Raw genomic sequence first — 18,370 nt, 5'->3', positions numbered from 1 at the left:
ATTAGTATAAAGAATTCTTCATTTATTATAAAGAAAATTCTCTTTTTGTCTATCTCTACTACTTTTCTTGTTATAAATCACGTAGTAATTGATCGAAAATAAAGAGAACAGAATGATTTAACTCCATATAACGTTTTCGTTTCACATCAATATAAAAACTATGCATTAATAACAATTCCATATTTTCTCTAGTTGATGTGATTTGGTGAGGATGAACATTCACTTTTCTTTGTTTAACGATTTCAAGCGCATCAGTTTCCCACGTTTCTAACATCGCATAAAGAGGTTCTGTTTTGCTTTTAACATGCATAAAAAATGTCATGTCTTTTTTATCCTCTGGAGGATCGTTAGCTTCATAATTGTCCTTTAACAATTGTAAATGCTTTTTCAACTCTATCGTTTGTTCTTTCATATGCATTCTTGTAAACCGACCTTTCTTAACCTATTTCCCCTCCTATTTTATCATTATTTTTACAAGAATCCTATTAAGTGCGAGATCTAGATAAATAAAAAAACTTAGTCATGCTGTTTCGAACAGACGCTAGCTTTTTCTTTCATTGTTACATTCACCTGTTGATTATGACGTTGAAAAGTTTCTAATACAGCATCATCGACTTTGTTATCAAGCACATGATTAATCATTTGTAACTGATCATAAATGTGCTGAAGTGTTTCAATTGTTCTTTTTTCGCTTATACCGCCACCAACAAAATTAACATCTTTTTGAGCCATTCCCATTTTACTTGTCCTCCCTTAATTTACTATAAATACATGTTCAAAAAGTCGCCATTTATCATTTGGTGACCTTTTGAACTTCCTCTAGTATTAGGAAGTATTCGTCGTCAATTATTTATTACCTTTACGTTCGACAAAACTAGTGATAAACGGTATTTTAAACAAGTAATTAGACATTATTTTTTGGTAACAATTGGTCTTTCAACGATACATAAGTGAAAAGAAAAGTTCTTTTTCGATAAAATGATTTACCGATATTAGTTTTTAGACGACTATTCGAATGATCAATCCATTTCTTTTTGACACCCCTTGATTTATACCAATCGTTTCGAATAATATCTTGATGTGTGATAGGTGGATAAATCTTTTGTAGTGTAGGACCTTTTGGAAATGGAAGCTCCAAATATTTTTCATAATCCCATCTAGATCCTGAATGTCTCTCGGTTTGTGTGAAATTCACCAAATCCGAATAATGTTCTGTTTTATAAATGATAGAAGCTAGATGCTTGCCTAATGCTATACGATTGGAAAGATGTGTAAAGTTATGGACAAAAGCCCCATAAAGAGGCTGCGTCTTCGAAGGTAAAATTACCGCATTCATGTACATCATGTTTTGTAGCCGGTATGGTAAATCTTTAAATATATGAACGCTGAAAAATGATTGCTTTAATACTGGTTCATGTATAACATTTTGCTCATTAATAATTAAAGCGGTCATTAACCTTTCAAGATCGCGGAATTCCCAAAAATAGGACCACTCTTTTTGCATATAGGTGGACACATGAAAATCAGAGAGTAAATGAAACATAGGTTTGTGTAGTTTACATGATAGCTTATACGTTAATAATTGAGGATATGCATCTGAAAAAATCAACCAGTTTGCACGTTCATATGTCATAAATAAGCGGCTACGTTCTGTTTTCCCCAGTAGCTTTTTAAATGGAATTAATTTAAGGTCTGTCATATTCCATCCAGCGTTTCGTGAAACGATACTAGCAACAAATGCCCATTTTATCTCGGGAAAATGGTAGTAAAAGTTTTGATAGGCATGTGTTCGGGTAATATTATCGATATTATGTGTTTTTGTTTGGTTTATAATATAATTAACATAGTCTTGGTTTTTAAACGTGTACATATGTATACCTACTCTCTTCATCATTTTTCTGTTATGATATTTAAATATGTTAGGGGGGAAAGTGATGAATTACCCTAATGGAAAAAAACAGGATAGTTCACGTTCAGCAATGGCTAATACAGGCAAAGCATTTAGTAATCGAGGGATGAGTTTAGAAGAGGATATAAATATAACAAATTCTTTCTATCTAGATTCTGCTATTGCTGTTATTCATAAAAAACCAACGCCAATACAAATTGTAAAAGTAAATTATCCAAAACGAAGTGCAGCAGTTATCACAGAAGGTTACTTCAAACAGGCATCCACAACCGATTACAACGGGGTATATCGTGGAAAACACATTGATTTTGAAGCAAAGGAAACAAAAAATAAGACACGATTTCCATTGGCAAATATTCATGATCATCAGCTAAATCATATGCAAGCGGTGGTCAAACATGGCGGGATTTCTTTTTTACTTATTCGTTTTGCCCAGTTTAATGAAACATATTTTTTCCCCGTGGAGAAACTTTTTCCTTATTGGGACGACAAATTAAGTGGTAAAAGAAAGTCTATTCCCTATCAGATTATTAAGAATGAGGGGTATGTCATTCCATTTCATTATCAAAAACGTATTGACTATTTAGCAATTATTGATAAGCTTTATTTTTAGAACGGAGGCAGATGCAGAATGGCACAAGATAGCCAATCTCGAACAGCAAGACGCAAACAAAAAAAGGGTAGCAAGAAACCATTATGGAAACGTATCGTATTAATTGCAAGCATTCTAATCCTAGCAATGATCATAGGCGTTGGTGCATTATTTACCTATTATATTGCCACCGCTCCGGAAATTGATGCAGAAAAGCTATCCACTCCATTTTCATCACAAATATATGATAAAGATGGTGAGTTAGTTGCCGAATTAGGTTCACAGCAACGAACTAAAATCAATTACAGTGATTTACCACCTGTTTTAATAGATGCTGTTATCGCAACAGAGGATTCACGATTTTTTGAACATCCTGGAATTGATATCTGGCGAATTGGTGGCGCAATAATTGCCAATATCACTAACGGATTTGGCTCAGAAGGTGCGAGTACAATCACACAGCAAGTTGTAGAGAAAGCATTTTTATCACACGAGAAAAAACTTAGTATTAAAGTACAAGAACAATGGTTAGCACTAAAGTTAGAACAACAATACTCTAAAAAAGAAATCTTAGAAATGTATTTAAATAGGGTTTATTACGGAAGTGGTGCCTATGGCGTAGCAAAGGCTGCACAGACATACTTTGGAATTAATGACCTAAATGAACTTACGTTGCCACAAGCAGCAATATTAGCGGGGTTACCACAACGACCTTCAGCATATAATCCATTTGAAAGTCCAGAGTTAATGAAAGATAGAATGACAACCGTATTAAATCTTATGGTTATGCATGATAAAATTACTGAAAAACAGGCAGAGGAAGCGAAACAAGTTGATATTCCTTCCCTTTTAGAGGCAAGCAAACCCGATGAAAATTCCTATGCCGCATTCATTCAAAGAGTTAGTGATGAAGTAAAAGAAAAAGTAGACGGTGCTGACATTCATACAGACGGGCTTAAAATTTATACAACCCTTGATACAAATGCACAAGAATATGTAGAATATTTAATGTCTGATGCCGAGGATAATCCAATCCCATACTATGACGAGGAAATGCAAGCAGGTATGGCTGTACTTGACTCGCAAAATGGAGCTATTCGTGCAATTGGTGGTAGTCGAAACGGTTTAGAAAATGGCGGTTTCAACTACGCACTTGATATCAATCGACAACCTGGGTCTGTCATTAAACCAATCACAGTTTATGGACCAGCAATCGAACACTTAAATTGGTCAACTTATCATCAAATAAATGATGATAAACCTTATGAAATAGAAGGATCAAGCCCAATTAGAAACTATTTACGTGAATATCAAGGCTGGGTCTCCATTCGGAAAGCTCTTGCCGAGTCATTAAATGTTCCAGCTGTAAAAACTTTAAAAGAAGTTGGCTTTGATAAAGCACAACCATTTGCCGAAAGCTTAGGTTATGAATTTCACGAAGATAATATGAATATCCGAGATGCTATTGGTGGAACACAAACTGGTACCAATCCACTTGAAATGGCTGGGGCTTACCGCGCGTTTGCTAATGAGGGAATATATAATGAACCATATGCCGTAACAAAAGTAGTCTTCCCTGATGGTAAAGAAGTCGATACCAAACCTGAACCAGAAGCGGTAATGTCAGATTCCACAGCATATATGGTTTCAGATATGTTAAAAACCGCAATCACAGAAGGTACAGGTGTAAATGCTAACATTCCAGGTCTTCCTGTCGCGGGTAAAACTGGTACCACTAATCGAGAAGGCCTAGACAATGCAAGAGACTCCTGGTTCACTGGATATACAACGAACTATACGATATCCGCATGGACGGGTTATAATGAAGAAAAGGGACTGGAGGACACCCAGATTCCGCATGCGTTGTTTAAAAACACAATGATGGAGTTATCGAAAAACAAAGAAACGGCGGATTTCCAAAAGCCTGATTCAGTGGTAGAAGTTGCTGTTGAAAAAGGTTCAAGACCCGCTAAATTACCTAGTGACTATACACCAGAGTCAGGAATTGTCACGGAACTTTTTGTTAAAGGGAATACACCTAGTAAAACATCTGAAAGATATGATGTACTTGATTCAGTTTCTGGACTACAAGCAACATATGATAAAGATTCACAGTCTATTCAAGTAGAATGGGATTATGATTCGAATGACGTAGAGTTCCAAGTAAGTTCTAGTATTGATGGTGGTTCGATGCAAGAACTTTCCTCAACAGAAGAAAAGTCACTTGAAATTTCAAATGTTGAACCTGGTTCAGAATATGAAATTCAGGTAATAGCAGTAAGTAAGGATGATTCTACAAACACAAGTGAAGCAAAGACAACAAGCGTCACCGTTCCAGGTGATAATGAAGAACAAGAGGAAGAGAAGCAAAACGAAGAAGAAGAAAATGAAGGTGAAAGTAATAACCAAGATGAAGAACAAGCTGCAGAACCTGTAAAAGGATTAAGAGCAAAATATGATAAAAATGCCAATGTCATTAACGTTGCTTGGCAATATAACAAACCGTTTTCGGAATTTGAAGTAACAGTAACTCCTAGTGGAGGATCAGCGCAAACACAACAAGTTCAATCAAAAGGTCTTGTTATTGAAGGCGCGGGCCTTCAACCAGGGCAAACGTACACCATATCGGTTGTAACGGTAGACGAGGCTGGTAATCGAAGTGAACCTGCAACGACTTCCGCACAAGTTCCAGAAGCTCCCCCAGAAGAACCAACAGAGGAAGAGCCAACTCAAGGTGAACCAGCGGAAGATCAGCCAGTAGAAGATCAGCCAACGGAGGAGCAACCAACAGAAGATCAACCAGAAGAAGAAACCCAACCACCAGAATAAACACAAAAATAAGATCACTCATAATTTGAGTGATCTTATTTTTTAAGAGCAAAGAAAGTATAAAATTTTGGCGATTATCTGTCTAGCGCAAGCGCCTAGACACTAGGGGACATAAGCAGTTCGCTTCCGCGTGAGGCAAAGCACCCACACTGCACCGCTCTGCTTATGCTTGTCGTGTCTTTCGAGGCGCTTGCGCTTTTCTTATTTCCGATTTTTCATTCGTTTCTTTCCCTCTCGACAAATATCCAACAAAGGACATTCTGGACAATTTGGATTTTTAGCCTTGCAATGATACCTACCAAAGAAAATTAACCGATGATGTGTAGCGGTCCATTCTTCCCTCGGAACCTTTTTCATTAGTGCTTCCTCAACTTGTGTTACAGAATCCTTCCAACGACAAATTCCTAACCGTTTTGAAACACGTTCAACGTGCGTGTCAACTGCAATTGCTGGTTCTCCAAAAGCAACTGAGGCTACTACATTCGCAGTCTTCCGCCCTACACCGGCTAACTTTACTAATTCGGACTGTGTGTTTGGAACTTCTCCATTATATTCTTCTAGTAAAGATCTACATAGTTTCTGAATATTTTTAGCCTTGTTTCGATACAAACCTATTGATCGAATATCCTCTTGTAGTTCTTCTAATGGGACTGCCAAGTAATCTTCAGGTGTTTTATACTTTTCAAATAGGTTTTTAGTTACTTTATTTACCAGGACATCTGTGCACTGGGCAGAAAGTGAAACTGCAATTACCAACTCAAACGGGTTTTTATGGACAAGTTCACATTCCGCATCCGGGAACATTTTTGTAATTTCATCTAAGGAGTACCTTACTTGCGCTTTTGTTAACAAGGTTCTAGTCCTCCCCCTCTAGCCAATTATAATAAAATGATGTGTCTCTCTTTTCTGTGTTTTGACTAGGTGTTGTTTGTTTTTTGTGGAACTTTTTACTCGACTCCCTGGCTTGCTCAACCGTTAGGATACCTTTCTTTTTCCATTCCCGTAAAATTCGGTCTATATATTTAAAATTTAATTTCCCCATTAATACAGACTCGCGTAATGCTGCCTTTATCAAGGAGGGCTCTAATTTATCTTCGTCCAACCAAACATTAATTGTTTCGATTTCAAATGGTGAAATAGGTCGTCCGAATTCTTGTTCAAATAAAATAAACAAGGTACCATCTTCTAAATCAGACTCTGGCTTTGGTTTTGTTTCGCTAAAAATTAGGTTCCAAAGTGGATCAAGAGAATATACCTCAGATACCCGGTCTTCATCGTTTTGTTTTTGTTGAATTGATAAGTAATTTTTTTGAATTAGCTTTCTTAAGGTTTTAGCACAATCCTGTTCAGTTAAGGTTAATGTAGCAGCTAATTCATATGGCGTAGGAAATTCGTTTTTCTCGTATAAAAACCGGTGTAATTGTATAATTAACATCGTTTCCATTTCATTCAAACCAAGTGATTTATAAGTTGTAAGTAATTTTATCGGAATTGGTAGCTGTTCAATTAACACGTTTTGATACTGCACTGATTTAGTCATAATTAATTCACACCTCATTGCTAAGTATAGCACGAATTGCTTAGTAAAATTAATTAAACAACCCCTTGCACAATTACGGACAAGGGATTGTTTATTATCACTCTTCATCTATGGATATAAACGGTTTAATAATCGTGGAAATGGGATTGTTTCTCTTACATGGTCCACTCCAGATAACCAAGCAACTGTGCGCTCTAGTCCTAATCCAAATCCTGAATGTGGAACACTTCCATATTTAGATAGCTCTAAATACCAGTTATAGGCTTCACCTGCTAATCCATGTTCTTCAAATCGTTTAGTCATTAATTCTAAATCATCGATTCGTTGTGATCCCCCGATAATTTCACCATAACCTTCAGGTGCAATCAAATCTGCACATAATACCACATCCGAACGTTCTGGATCTGGTTTCATGTAAAACGACTTAATAGCTGCTGGGTAATTCGTGATAAAAACTGGTTTATCAAAATGCTCAGCAATTGCAGTCTCATGTGGTGAACCAAAATCCTCACCCCATTCGATATCATCAAACCCTTTTTCTTTTAATAGTGTAACGGCATCATCATAGGATATGCGAGGAAATGGTGCTTTAATCATTTCAAGTTTTGACGTATCGCGTTCTAAAACATCTAATTCAAGCTTACAGTTAGTTAACACAGATTGTGCTACAAAGCTTACGTATTGTTCCTGTATTTCCAAGCTTTCCGCATGATCAACAAAGGACATCTCTGGCTCAATCATCCAAAATTCAATTAGATGTCTTCTGGTTTTTGATTTCTCTGCCCGGAACGTTGGACCAAAAGAAAATACTTTGCCAAAGGCCATCGCAGCAGCTTCCATATATAACTGACCACTTTGTGATAAATATGCTTCCTCATCAAAATACTTGGTGTGGAATAATTCCGTTGTACCTTCTGCTGATGAACCAGTTAGAACTGGTGGATCTATTTTCACATACTCATTTTCATTGAAATATTCATATGTTGCACGAATAATCTCATTACGAATTTTCATCACAGCATGTTGTCGTTTCGAACGAAGCCACAAATGGCGATGATCCATTAAAAACTCTGTACCGTGTTCTTTAGGTGTAATTGGGTAATCTATTGCCTCGTTAATTAATTCAATATCACTTACTTGCATTTCATAACCAAATGCAGATCTTGTATCTTCTACAATCTTACCGGTTATGTACATCGAAGACTCTTGTGACATGCTTTTTGCTAATTGAAATGTCTCTTCTGATACATCACTTTTAGCTACAACTGCTTGCATAAATCCAGTTCCGTCCCGAAGTTGCAGAAAAGCAATTTTACCGCTTGACCGTTTATTTGCTAACCAAGCACCTATTGTAACCGTTTGTCCCTCATTTTTTGGTGATTGTGATATCGTGATTTTCAAGTTAAATCCCTCCGTATTGCTATTAGTTAACAGCTTCTATTATTGATGGTTGATAACAAAACGTTTAATTCGTTTAGCAGCTTCTGTTAGTGAACCAATTGAAGTTGCATAAGATAAGCGCACATTCCCATTAGAACCAAATCCTGATCCTGGAACGAGTGCAACCTTTTCTTCCTCAAGTAAGGCTGTTACCCATGCATCAACAGAATCAAATCCATTATTTTTTACAGCTTCTTCAACATTTGGAAAAAGGTAAAATGCACCTTTTGGCTTTTCACATGTAATTCCAGGAATATCAACAATTAACTCGTACAACATAGTAAGACGTTGTTTAAATGCTCGTTTCATCTCTGTTATCGGATCTTCTGCTGATTCATATGCTGCTAGTGCTGCAAATTGCGCAATAGAGGTAGGATTAGACGTTGAATGCGATGCTAGATTAGTCATTGCCTTAATTATCGTTTTATCGCCTGCAGCATATCCTATTCGCCATCCTGTCATAGCATGTGATTTTGATAATCCATTAATGACAATAGTTTGTTCTTTTAGTTGATCAGACAGTTGCGCAATCGATAGGTGCTTATCATCTGTATAAATCAGTTTTTCATAAATCTCATCGGAAATTATAATAATATTATGCTTTATGCAAATTTTGCCCAGTGCGTTTAATTCCTCTTCATCATACATCATACCTGTAGGATTACTTGGAGAATTGATAATAATCGCCTTAGTCTTCGTAGTAATCACAGCTTCCAATTGCTCTGGAGTTAGTTTGAAGCTATTTTCTTCTGAAGCTTTAACAATAACTGGGTTACCTCCAGCAAGTTTAATTTGTTCTGGATAGCTTACCCAATACGGCGCTGGTACAATTACCTCGTCACCGGGATTTATTAAAACTTGAAATAACGTATATAAAGCATGTTTTGCACCTGTGGTAACAATTATTTGATCCGATGTATAGTCAAGATTATTGTCACTTTTAAATTTGGCACAAATTGCTTCACGTAATCCTACTATTCCACCTGATGGCGTGTATTTTGTCATTCCATTTTCCATCGCATCCTTAGCAGCTTCGATAATATAAAGAGGGGTATTAAAGTCTGGTTCCCCGGCTCCTAATCCAATTACATCATGTCCCTCTTCTTTCAAGCTTTTTGCCTTTGCAGTTATTGCAAGAGTTGATGATGGTGTCAACGTTTTCACCCTATTAGCTAATTCCATTTTATCACCTTTCTAATGAAAAATTGATTTAAGTCGATATTGTTGCATACGTGCTCCATCGTATATAGATAAGTAATCAAAAATATAACGATCTGAACCATCAATGTAGGTTACCTCCCATAAAGGTTCATTGTTTTCCATTGCGGGAGTAATGTCTATTAATTCACAGTTTTGACATTGCTGTTTCCATTGATCCTTAATTTGTTGCCTGGTAATAATTTCTGATTCTTCAATTACGGTTAATTCGTTATTTTTCTTGCTCAATGGAATGAAAACAATCTTATTTTCCCCACTCTTTGACGTACCAGAAATCACATGAAATTGATGTTCCCCATTATATTCGGTTATGGTTTCAATTTGTGACACATTTGTTTTGCTTAATACTTTTTCTTTTGAATCTTGATAATTAATCGTTCTACTTTCTTGAATACCACTATACAAGAAAAAAAGGTAAATAAAACAAGAAATCAACACAACAATTAACCCTATAATTGCCCACTTCAACCAATTACGTTCTGTATATTGTGAATTTAGCTTGTGCATTATTCTTTTCGTCTAATGCTAATCCAAACATTAGATCGTCTTCCTTTAATGTTCGATTTAATGTATCGACAATCTTGTATAAATCTGATGAATAGGCAACTTTTACAGTAGAAAGTGTTTCGTATTTTTCATCCATCAATTTCCCTCCAATTATAAAACCTTCTTGTTTTATCAATTTTTTCTAGACATTATAGGTGGTTCTTCGTACATACTATAGGTACCGCTTAAAAAACAATTCATCACCTATTATAACAAGCATCTTGTTTCGTTTGTTGTACTTTTAACAAAATAACTATCCTAACCCAAACTTTTTACTGGTGTACATTCATTGTGCACCAGTTCTTTTTATTTTCAGGCTGTTTTCGTATAGTTTGTTGCTCATACCACCGAAGTTGATAAAAAACGCGACATAACATACCGCTTCAGAAATACATTACGATGTAACTGCTGGTTGTTTTCCGCTACGGACCGTTGCTTTCCGCGGGCACGGCTTCAGCCTCGTGCTGTTCCCGCAGGAGTCAACGATCCTCCGCTCCAAACAACTGCCCTAAATTGATGGCTACCTGTGTCATATAAACAATCAAATAAATTAAAAATGTTAAGTACCTCAGTGAAGGAAATCCACGTAGACTCCTGCTTAGAAAGCGAAGAGGCCACTGAAAAAGTGGTGGATTTTAAAAATTTAACTTTTCACCTCAACTTAGCACCCTCGAATATACGGAGACTCCTGCGGGAAGTAAGAGATCGACGAGACCCCGCAGGATGGCAGTCCGAGGAGGCTCGACACTCGCCCGCGGAAAGCGAAGTATATTCGAGGGTGCGATGGTAGATCCGCGTATTTTGTACTATATTTAACTTTTTCAGTGGCCTCGGAAGCGAAGACGTTGAGACCCCGCAGTGCGACAGCACGAGAAGGGTTACCAGCCGCCCTAAGGTGCGCGACTGCCCGCAGCGGAAATCAACCAGCACTTACGTCGCAGTCTATATCCTTTGTGTCAAAAACAACAATCATCTCTTAGAAAACAACCTATTTTTAAAACCACTCCTGCGCTTTTTCCATGAGTTCATGTGTCGAAGCAAAGTTTGTTGGTACGTTTGGAATAGACTCTGTAAAATATTTGCTGTATCTTGCTTTCATCATGCGTGCATCACATACGAAGACAATCCCTCTGTCGTTTGATGATCGAATTAATCGGCCAAACCCTTGTTTAAAACGGATGACAGCGTTTGGTAATGATAATTCAAAAAAGGCATTTTTACCTTGATCTTTTAAGTGGCTTGCTTTGGCTTCATATACAGGGTGATTTGGTGGTTGAAAAGGAAGCCTAACAATCATTAAGCAAGAAAGATCTTCTCCAGGAATATCTACACCTTCCCAAAAAGAACTTGTTCCGAGTAATATTGCTTTATTAAAGTTGATAAAGTTTTTCTTTAACCTTGATCGACTACCACTTGAAATCCCTTGCGCAATTAACATATAGTGTGTATCAATTGTTTCCTTTAATAAATAATAAGAACGCTTCAACATGTCATAGGATGTAAATAGTACTAACATACGTCCTTGCGTAATCTCCGCTAATGACATGATTGCTTCACAAGTAGAATAAATAAAGTCATCAACATTATTACCCTTTACGTCTGGAAAATCATTTGGAACTAAAAGCTGTACTTGATCATGATAAGAAAACGGTGATTTTATTTTATTTGTTAGTAAACGATCCTCTGGTATTCCTAGCCGCCGTTTAATAAAAGAAAAGGATTGTTTCATTGTTAAGGTAGCACTAGTTAAAACAATACTTTCTTTGGCATGAAACAAATCATTGGCTAGCAATTTAGAAACTTCAATTGGTTCACTATACAAAAAAGCAGCGTTTTTTGCACCGTAAGCCTCAATTTCAATCCACTTCACGTGCTTTGAATGATCATCCATCAAAAATAAATGCTCGATCCGATCGATAAAGGACTGCATGGTTTGAATCGTCATAAGAAAATCATCTTGATTTGATTTGTCTATTGCATCTATTTTGACTAATTGTTGTTCTGTGTATGCAAGCAAATGGATAAGATCACGAAGATAAAAAGTCAGCCTTGTTGCCATCTCTTTAATGGTGTTCCAATCCTTCGTGTTTTCCTTATCTTCATCGAAGCGATATTGAATTCGGCCAACATCACTTACAGCTTTTTTACTTCGATTCTGCTCTGTAACAAATTGAAATAGCATGCGAAATAAATCGTCTATTTCATACTTAGTTAAAGTGAAAGTCTCATTCCACTCAGGTATATGGATGTCATGATTTCCTATAATACGTGCTAACCAATTTCCATCATCAGTTGTTCCAATGTTATTTAACGTGTACTGAAAATTAGTGTAATCTAGTTTTAGTCCATAGTGTTTTGATACAGTTTCTTCTAAATGATGTGCTTCATCAATAATCGCTTTTTGATAGGTCGGAATAAATTGAAAATCATTAAACATATCGGTACATAATAATGCATGATTCGTAATTATAATATCTGCTTGCTGCGCATTTCTACGAGCTTTTTGGTAAAAAGACTTTGTTGACCATGGTGAGTTTTGATCATAGACCCCTTCAGTTTCAGCAGAAATTCGTTTATTAAATAAAAATCCCTTGGATGACAATTGAATTTCTTCAAAATCACCATTTTCAGTTTCGGTTAACCAAACGAGAATCATTGCTTTTGTTAGCGTAATATCATAATTATCATTCGTATCGTCCTCTAACTCCTTTTGGAATTTTTCAAGACTTAAATAATGCTGCTTCCCTTTTAACAACGCTGTTTTAAAATCAAAAGAAACGAGGCGCTTCACTAATGGTATCTCACTGTCCAAAAGTTGTGATTGTAGTTGTGTTGTATATGTGCTTATGACAACTCGCTTTTTCTTTTGTACCGCTTCAAATATAGCGGGAATTATGTATGCTAACGACTTTCCAGTTCCTGTTTCTGCCTCAATCATTGCATGTTTCTTGCCTTGAAATGCATCAAATATTTCTTCAGACATTTCTCGTTGTCCTACTCGTTTTTCATAATGATCCATCATGTTATCCATTGATCCATTTAATTCGTAAATCGAATCCAAATATTCGCCAAATGAGAGTGGATGATTCGATTTTTCGACGTGCGTATCCTTTACCTTTTTAAAAGCTAATCCTTTATAGGATGTAATATCTGGTTGTTCCTCTACTGAAAATGCTAGTGCTTCTCTTCTTGTAAAAAGAAGTTCATATAAATCCGATTTCAGCTTCTTTTCTAATCTCAGTAAATGATCGATCGTTTCAAACGGTAATGAAGCAAGTTTCTGTTTTAAATTTAAAAATAATGAGGCCGTAACATAGGCATCCGAAAGTGCACGGTGCGGATCAGCATGTTGTATATCCGTATATTCAGCAAGCTGGCTTAATTTATAGCTTGGTGCTTGTGGATACAGAATTCGTGCAAGTTCAACCGTATCAATCACTGGATTTTTTAACGGACTTTTATTGTTTTTAATGAGTTCAGCATTTAAGAAACCTAAATCAAATGGAACATTATGAGCAATTAGATAGCTATTCTCAAAAAGGGCCACAATTTCGTCTGCTTTTTCTAAAAAGCTTGGGGCATCTTTCACATCTTCATCCATTATTCCGGTCAAATTTGAAATAAATGATGGGATAGCTTTATTTGGATTAAGAAAGGTGCCATATTCCCCTATTATTTTATCATCTTCAACAATAACGATTCCTACTTCAATAATTTTATCATTATTTGTTGACGAATGACCTGTTGTTTCGAGATCAATAACCACATACCTATTCATTATTCCACCTCAGTCATTATCCAGGTTCAGTGCCCATTGTTGTTCGTTAAAATTGGCGGACGCTTTCCTATATATAAAAACTCTTATCACGCGAATATGATAAGAGTTCCCCTCAAATTTATAGTGCGTGTCAAAAAGTCGGCAAATTACTATTCCTACATGAGAACCGAAAAAACAAGCAAAGCGGAGAAATTCGCCGTTTATCATTTGGTGACTTTTTGAACATTCCTCTTATACCAAACTTTTACATTCCGTGAGTGGTGGCTCCTGTTCAATTACCTGGTCAACGTTATTATTTTCATCCATTAACGCAACTTTAGGTTTAAATGAAATTAGCTCTTCATCTGATAGTATGGCATAGGTAACAATTATTATCGTATCACCCCGTTGAACTAGTCTTGCTGCTGCCCCGTTCAGACATACAACACCTGAACCACGCTCACCTGGAATAACATACGTTTCTATACGAGCACCATTATTATTATTTACAATTTGTACTTTTTCGTGCGGTAAAATTCCTACCTGCTCAATTATATCTTGGTCAATCGTTACACTACCAACATAATTCAGGTTGGCCTCTGTAACTCTTGCACGATGAATTTTGGCTTTCATCATAGTCCGAAACATACCTATTACCCCCCTACTTTAACCGTTTAGCTATATTTCCGTATTTATCAAATAACAGATTATCAATTAACCTCGCTCCGTCAAAATAAACAGCGGTCGCTAAAATTACCTGTTGCTCAATAACAGAAATTGGTTGTAATTCTGGATAGCTTAATAATTCAACATAATCTATTTTACCACTAGTATGATTATCAATGGTATCCAAAACCTCTTTTACAACTATATCAGGATTTTTCTCTCCGTCAACTACTAGTTGTCTTCCTTGTTCTAAAGCTTTATAGATCCATGGAGCTTCCTCGCGTTCGTTTTTATGAAGGTTAACATTTCGGCTACTTTTTGCCAATCCATCTTTTTCCCGTACGGTTGGTAGTGCAATGAGCTCTATGGGGAAATTAAGGTCTTCTATTAAGGCATCAACAACAGCTATTTGTTGTGCATCTTTTCTTCCAAAATACGTTTTTGTTGGTTGTATGATATGAAACAGTTTCGATAATACGGTTACCACACCCTGAAAATGGCCTGGACGGGACCTGCCACATAATACGTTAACACGATCCGTTATATCCAAATTTATTACCATCTTTCTTGGATACATATCTTGTGTATCGGGGATAAAAACGATATCAACACCTGCATTTTTCGCATGCCTGATATCTTCGTCCTCATCTCTAGGGTATTGTTCGTAATCTTCACTTGGACCAAACTGTAATGGATTAACGAAAATGCTAGTAACTACTATATCAGTATCCTTTTTAGCATGCTCCATTAATGCAATATGGCCTTCATGGAAAAAACCCATTGTCGGAACAAAACCAATTGTTTTATTATCTTTTAGTAATGAGGATGCAGTTTGCTGCATTTCATTAACCGTTCGAATAATTTTCATGCTTTCTCCTTCTTTTACATCAGTTAGTAAAGCTGTGTTTTTCTGTAGGAAAAGTTTGCGAAACAACTTCTTCGCGATAGGATTCAATTGCTTGTTTAATTGTAACGTTTAAATCTGCGTGAGCTTTTACAAATTTCGGCAAACGATCCACACCATATTTTAAAATATCATGATAAACTAATACTTGTCCATCACAACTTATCCCCGCACCAATGCCAATAGTAGGTATAGATAACGCATCTGTGACTGTTTTTGCAAGCTCCTTTGGTACACACTCTAGAACTAAGGCAATAGCGCCACTCGATTCTAATTGTTTAGCATCCTGGATTAACTTATCCGCAGTTTTTTTATCTTTTCCTTGCACTTTATATCCCCCTAAAACATTAACAGTTTGCGGGGTTAAACCAAGATGTGCAACTACTGGTATACCAGCTTCAGTTAATCGTCTCGTTAAAGTTAATAACTCAGTTGAAGCTCCTTCAATTTTTACTGCCTGTGCATCTGTTTCTTGGAATATAGTACGAGCATTCGTCAGGGATTCCTCTAACGAGATATGATAAGACATAAATGGCATATCTACAACCATAAACGTATTTGTAGCACCACGTCTTACAGCTTTTGCATGGTGAATCATATCACTTACTGTTACATTCACCGTTGAATCGTACCCTAAAACCACCATACCCAATGAGTCACCAACTAAAAGCATATCGATCTCTGTTTCTTCAGCTAATTTTGCTGCTGGATAATCATATGCCGTTAACATCGTTATTTTTTTGTTCTCTTCTTTCATACGTTGAAGGTCAATTCTCGTCTTCATATTTTTCTTCTCCCCCAAACCAATCAATTTCAGCGGAATACATTTTTTCAATCTGTCCATCCTTGTTTTCGATTAATAATGCACCATCGTTTGCAATTCCACTAAACTTAGCAGTCCATGATTTCTTTATAGTACTTATGTGAATCGGTTGACCGATTTTAAAACCATAACTTTCCCATTTTGCTTTAACATCCGAGAAACCATTTGTTAGATAGTTATCATAAGCAGGCTCAAATGATTGCAATAGTTGTTGTATTATATCCGTAATCGATCTTTCATGATTAGAAGATAGGTATAATGAAGTTGCTTTTTCGCTAAGTTCTTCAGGAATATCGCGGATTGTATGATTTACATTTATCCCAATTCCAATCACAACATATTGAATTTGATCCTGTTCTGCTTGCATTTCGGTTAAAATACCAGCGGTCTTCTTTTGATTAATTAACAAATCGTTTGGCCATTTTATCTGTGGTGTAATCCCTAACTTCTTATCGAAAACATCCGCAAGAACAGTTGCCGTTAGAAGCGTTAATTGTGGTGCCAGATATGGCAGAATTTCAGGTCTAAGAATAATACTCATCCAAATGCCTTTATTTTTACTAGAATACCATGAGCGATTCATTCTTCCCTTTCCTTCTGTTTGTTCATCAGCAATTACAATTGTCCCATGTGGAGCATTTTCCCTGGCTAATTGATGAGCTACATGTTGTGTTGATGTTGCAGATGTTTTATGTACAATTTTTTTCCCTAGCCAATTGGTTTGAAGGCCCCATTGAAGTGTATTTTCACTTGTTTTAACTGGATATTCGATAATTTTATAACCTTTTTTCGTTTTTCCTTCAATTTTATAGCCATCTTCCTCTAACTTTTTCATATGCTTCCAAATGGCTGCACGCGATACTTGCAAGTCATCTGACAATTGTTGTCCTGATATGTAACTGGAGTCATTTTCTGCTAGTATTTTAATTAACTTATTTCGGGTGGATTCCATTTTATCCAATCCTTTAGTTCATTATTTTTATTAGGAACATGGTTTAGAATCACATCTTTTTCTATTTTGTTTAATGCCTCTTGTATCCATGGGCCCTTACCTTTGTTTGGAAATAAAGCAATCAAATCGTGACCGTCCACTTCCAACTCTTCTCTAGTATGAATAACAAGTGAATCATGTATCAAAATTATTTCTTTTTTAGTAAGTAGTTCACTTGGATATAACAAATTTAGTAAACGTACAAAAGCATCAAAATAAGGTGCACGTAAACAGTAAACTAACCATTTATCTAATCCATACTTTTTATAATAATCAATTGATTTAACCAACTGCTTTACATCTCGTTTTTCTTGATTGGAACATTTCCATGAAACAAACCATTCCTCCATACAAATAGATGGTTCCAAATAGTGGAAAAAGGTTACGATTTCCGAAAACCCATTTAATGGATCAAACCTTGTTGGTAATTTATCGATTATATAAGGGTAGTTTATCATAACTGGAAGATACAGATGAACTTCTGTCTTTTTTAAATAATTAATTCCATTGTCAATATAACTTCCACCAAAAAACTTGGTAACTTCGACACGTATTCGTTCAACGGCAAGCTTTGTAATTTCAGGGCCAATTACCATCATATCTTTTAATGTATCCGTGTCGATAGCGAACCCAAGCTGACTTGAAAATCGAAGCGCACGGATAATTCTGAGCGGGTCTTCATGAAACCTTTCGCTGCCCTTTCCAACTGTTCGAATGACCTTTTTACGAAGATCTAAAGTCCCATCAAACAAATCAATAATGTTACCTGAGCTATCCATTGCTAGTGCATTGATTGTAAAATCTCTTCGCTTTAAATCCTCATCAATTGATTGAATAAATTCGACATTATCTGGGCGACGATTATCTGAGTATTTTCCATCGATACGAAAAGTAGTTACTTCATATGATTTGTGTAAATGTCTAACAATTACAGTACCGTGCTTTAAACCTATCGGAATTACATTTGAAAATATCAATTGAACCTTTTCAGGTGGTGCGGATGTTGCAATATCAATATCTGAAATCGGTCGTTTCAACAGATAATCACGTACACATCCTCCTACAAAGTATGCTTGATAATTGTATTTTTCTAATTTATTTATAATATAAATTGCCTCTTCAAATAGTTGATCAAGCATCTCGTTCACCACTTTT

Annotated in this window: 17 protein-coding genes; 2 read left to right on the top strand and 15 right to left on the bottom strand. The window is 36.2% G+C overall.

Annotated features, from left to right (window positions below; genetic code table 11):
- Positions 1 to 70 precede the first annotated feature (70 nt).
- From CFK40_RS11225 to CFK40_RS11215, 3 genes are all read right to left on the bottom strand, one after another.
- Entirely contained in the window at positions 71 to 418 is a 348-nt protein-coding gene (locus CFK40_RS11225; protein ID WP_089532390.1) for a DUF1798 family protein, read from the bottom strand.
- Positions 419 to 516: 98 nt separating this feature from the next.
- A complete protein-coding gene (locus CFK40_RS11220) occupies positions 517 to 738 on the bottom strand; it encodes a hypothetical protein (RefSeq protein ID WP_089532389.1) in 222 nt (73 codons plus the stop codon).
- 166 nt (positions 739 to 904) lie between these two features.
- A complete protein-coding gene (locus CFK40_RS11215; RefSeq protein ID WP_089532388.1) occupies positions 905 to 1,870 on the bottom strand; it encodes a DUF2515 family protein in 966 nt (321 codons plus the stop codon).
- A gap of 64 nt (positions 1,871 to 1,934) precedes the next feature.
- On the opposite strand from CFK40_RS11215, the gene recU reads away from it, so the two are divergent.
- Together recU and CFK40_RS11205 are read left to right on the top strand one after the other, a co-directional pair.
- Complete coding sequence (gene recU / locus CFK40_RS11210; RefSeq protein WP_089532387.1) at positions 1,935 to 2,522, top strand: Holliday junction resolvase RecU; 588 nt, start codon at positions 1,935 to 1,937, stop codon at positions 2,520 to 2,522.
- Between the two features lie 18 nt (positions 2,523 to 2,540).
- Positions 2,541 to 5,330, top strand: coding sequence for a transglycosylase domain-containing protein (locus tag CFK40_RS11205; protein WP_089532386.1), 2,790 nt, complete (start codon positions 2,541 to 2,543; stop codon positions 5,328 to 5,330).
- A 201-nt stretch (positions 5,331 to 5,531) separates the two neighbouring features.
- Here CFK40_RS11205 and nth read toward each other — a convergent pair whose 3' ends face one another.
- The 12 genes from nth to CFK40_RS11145 all read right to left on the bottom strand — a co-directional run bounded on the left by nth (position 5,532) and on the right by CFK40_RS11145 (position 18,354).
- Positions 5,532 to 6,182 (bottom strand): endonuclease III, encoded by a 651-nt coding sequence (gene nth, locus CFK40_RS11200; RefSeq protein WP_089532385.1) that lies wholly within the window; start codon positions 6,180 to 6,182, stop codon positions 5,532 to 5,534.
- 4 nt (positions 6,183 to 6,186) lie between these two features.
- Positions 6,187 to 6,870, bottom strand: a complete 684-nt coding sequence (locus tag CFK40_RS11195) for a DnaD domain-containing protein (protein WP_193433325.1) — start codon at positions 6,868 to 6,870, stop codon at positions 6,187 to 6,189.
- Between the two features lie 108 nt (positions 6,871 to 6,978).
- Complete coding sequence (gene asnS / locus CFK40_RS11190; protein ID WP_089532384.1) at positions 6,979 to 8,271, bottom strand: asparagine--tRNA ligase; 1,293 nt, start codon at positions 8,269 to 8,271, stop codon at positions 6,979 to 6,981.
- Positions 8,272 to 8,310: 39 nt separating this feature from the next.
- Complete coding sequence (locus CFK40_RS11185) at positions 8,311 to 9,492, bottom strand: pyridoxal phosphate-dependent aminotransferase (protein ID WP_089532383.1); 1,182 nt, start codon at positions 9,490 to 9,492, stop codon at positions 8,311 to 8,313.
- A 12-nt stretch (positions 9,493 to 9,504) separates the two neighbouring features.
- Positions 9,505 to 10,035 (bottom strand): cell wall elongation regulator TseB-like domain-containing protein, encoded by a 531-nt coding sequence (locus tag CFK40_RS11180; protein WP_152640124.1) that lies wholly within the window; start codon positions 10,033 to 10,035, stop codon positions 9,505 to 9,507.
- Positions 10,001 to 10,171: a YpmA family protein gene (locus CFK40_RS11175; RefSeq protein ID WP_089532381.1), complete on the bottom strand. Its 171-nt coding sequence runs from the start codon at positions 10,169 to 10,171 to the stop codon at positions 10,001 to 10,003. The genes CFK40_RS11180 and CFK40_RS11175 overlap by 35 nt, the downstream gene beginning before the upstream one ends.
- Before the next feature lie 897 nt (positions 10,172 to 11,068).
- The gene (dinG, locus tag CFK40_RS11170) at positions 11,069 to 13,852 is read right to left on the bottom strand and encodes an ATP-dependent DNA helicase DinG (RefSeq protein WP_089532380.1); all 2,784 of its coding nucleotides are present in this window, start codon (positions 13,850 to 13,852) and stop codon (positions 11,069 to 11,071) included.
- A 231-nt stretch (positions 13,853 to 14,083) separates the two neighbouring features.
- Complete coding sequence (gene panD / locus CFK40_RS11165; RefSeq protein ID WP_089532379.1) at positions 14,084 to 14,479, bottom strand: aspartate 1-decarboxylase; 396 nt, start codon at positions 14,477 to 14,479, stop codon at positions 14,084 to 14,086.
- A 13-nt stretch (positions 14,480 to 14,492) separates the two neighbouring features.
- Positions 14,493 to 15,365 carry a pantoate--beta-alanine ligase gene (gene panC / locus CFK40_RS11160; RefSeq protein WP_089532378.1) on the bottom strand — a complete coding sequence of 291 codons (873 nt, stop codon included), beginning with the start codon at positions 15,363 to 15,365 and terminating at the stop codon, positions 14,493 to 14,495.
- Between the two features lie 19 nt (positions 15,366 to 15,384).
- Positions 15,385 to 16,185 carry a 3-methyl-2-oxobutanoate hydroxymethyltransferase gene (gene panB, locus CFK40_RS11155; RefSeq protein WP_089532377.1) on the bottom strand — a complete coding sequence of 267 codons (801 nt, stop codon included), beginning with the start codon at positions 16,183 to 16,185 and terminating at the stop codon, positions 15,385 to 15,387.
- Complete coding sequence (locus CFK40_RS11150; RefSeq protein WP_089532376.1) at positions 16,169 to 17,176, bottom strand: biotin--[acetyl-CoA-carboxylase] ligase; 1,008 nt, start codon at positions 17,174 to 17,176, stop codon at positions 16,169 to 16,171. The genes panB and CFK40_RS11150 overlap by 17 nt, the downstream gene beginning before the upstream one ends.
- Positions 17,152 to 18,354, bottom strand: a complete 1,203-nt coding sequence (locus tag CFK40_RS11145; RefSeq protein WP_089532375.1) for a CCA tRNA nucleotidyltransferase — start codon at positions 18,352 to 18,354, stop codon at positions 17,152 to 17,154. Before CFK40_RS11145 ends, CFK40_RS11150 begins: the two co-directional genes overlap by 25 nt.
- Between the last annotated feature and the right edge of the window lie 16 nt (positions 18,355 to 18,370).

It is taken from the genome of Virgibacillus necropolis, assembly GCF_002224365.1.
Lineage (GTDB): Bacteria > Bacillota > Bacilli > Bacillales > Amphibacillaceae > Virgibacillus_F > Virgibacillus_F necropolis.
The sequence above is the reverse complement of the archived record's forward strand: the minus strand, read 5'-3'. Positions and strand labels throughout refer to the sequence as shown.

Coding starts and splice junctions, on each gene's coding strand:
- CFK40_RS11225 (WP_089532390.1), bottom strand. CDS start 418: ATGCATATGAAAGAACAAACGATAGAGTTGAAAAAGCATTTACAATTG.
- CFK40_RS11220 (WP_089532389.1), bottom strand. CDS start 738: ATGGGAATGGCTCAAAAAGATGTTAATTTTGTTGGTGGCGGTATAAGC.
- CFK40_RS11215 (WP_089532388.1), bottom strand. CDS start 1,870: ATGTACACGTTTAAAAACCAAGACTATGTTAATTATATTATAAACCAA.
- recU (WP_089532387.1), top strand. CDS start 1,935: ATGAATTACCCTAATGGAAAAAAACAGGATAGTTCACGTTCAGCAATG.
- CFK40_RS11205 (WP_089532386.1), top strand. CDS start 2,541: ATGGCACAAGATAGCCAATCTCGAACAGCAAGACGCAAACAAAAAAAG.
- CFK40_RS11195 (WP_193433325.1), bottom strand. CDS start 6,870: ATGACTAAATCAGTGCAGTATCAAAACGTGTTAATTGAACAGCTACCA.
- CFK40_RS11185 (WP_089532383.1), bottom strand. CDS start 9,492: ATGGAATTAGCTAATAGGGTGAAAACGTTGACACCATCATCAACTCTT.
- CFK40_RS11180 (WP_152640124.1), bottom strand. CDS start 10,035: ATGCACAAGCTAAATTCACAATATACAGAACGTAATTGGTTGAAGTGG.
- CFK40_RS11175 (WP_089532381.1), bottom strand. CDS start 10,171: ATGGATGAAAAATACGAAACACTTTCTACTGTAAAAGTTGCCTATTCA.
- dinG (WP_089532380.1), bottom strand. CDS start 13,852: ATGAATAGGTATGTGGTTATTGATCTCGAAACAACAGGTCATTCGTCA.
- panD (WP_089532379.1), bottom strand. CDS start 14,479: ATGTTTCGGACTATGATGAAAGCCAAAATTCATCGTGCAAGAGTTACA.
- panC (WP_089532378.1), bottom strand. CDS start 15,365: ATGAAAATTATTCGAACGGTTAATGAAATGCAGCAAACTGCATCCTCA.
- panB (WP_089532377.1), bottom strand. CDS start 16,185: ATGAAGACGAGAATTGACCTTCAACGTATGAAAGAAGAGAACAAAAAA.
- CFK40_RS11150 (WP_089532376.1), bottom strand. CDS start 17,176: ATGGAATCCACCCGAAATAAGTTAATTAAAATACTAGCAGAAAATGAC.
- CFK40_RS11145 (WP_089532375.1), bottom strand. CDS start 18,354: ATGCTTGATCAACTATTTGAAGAGGCAATTTATATTATAAATAAATTA.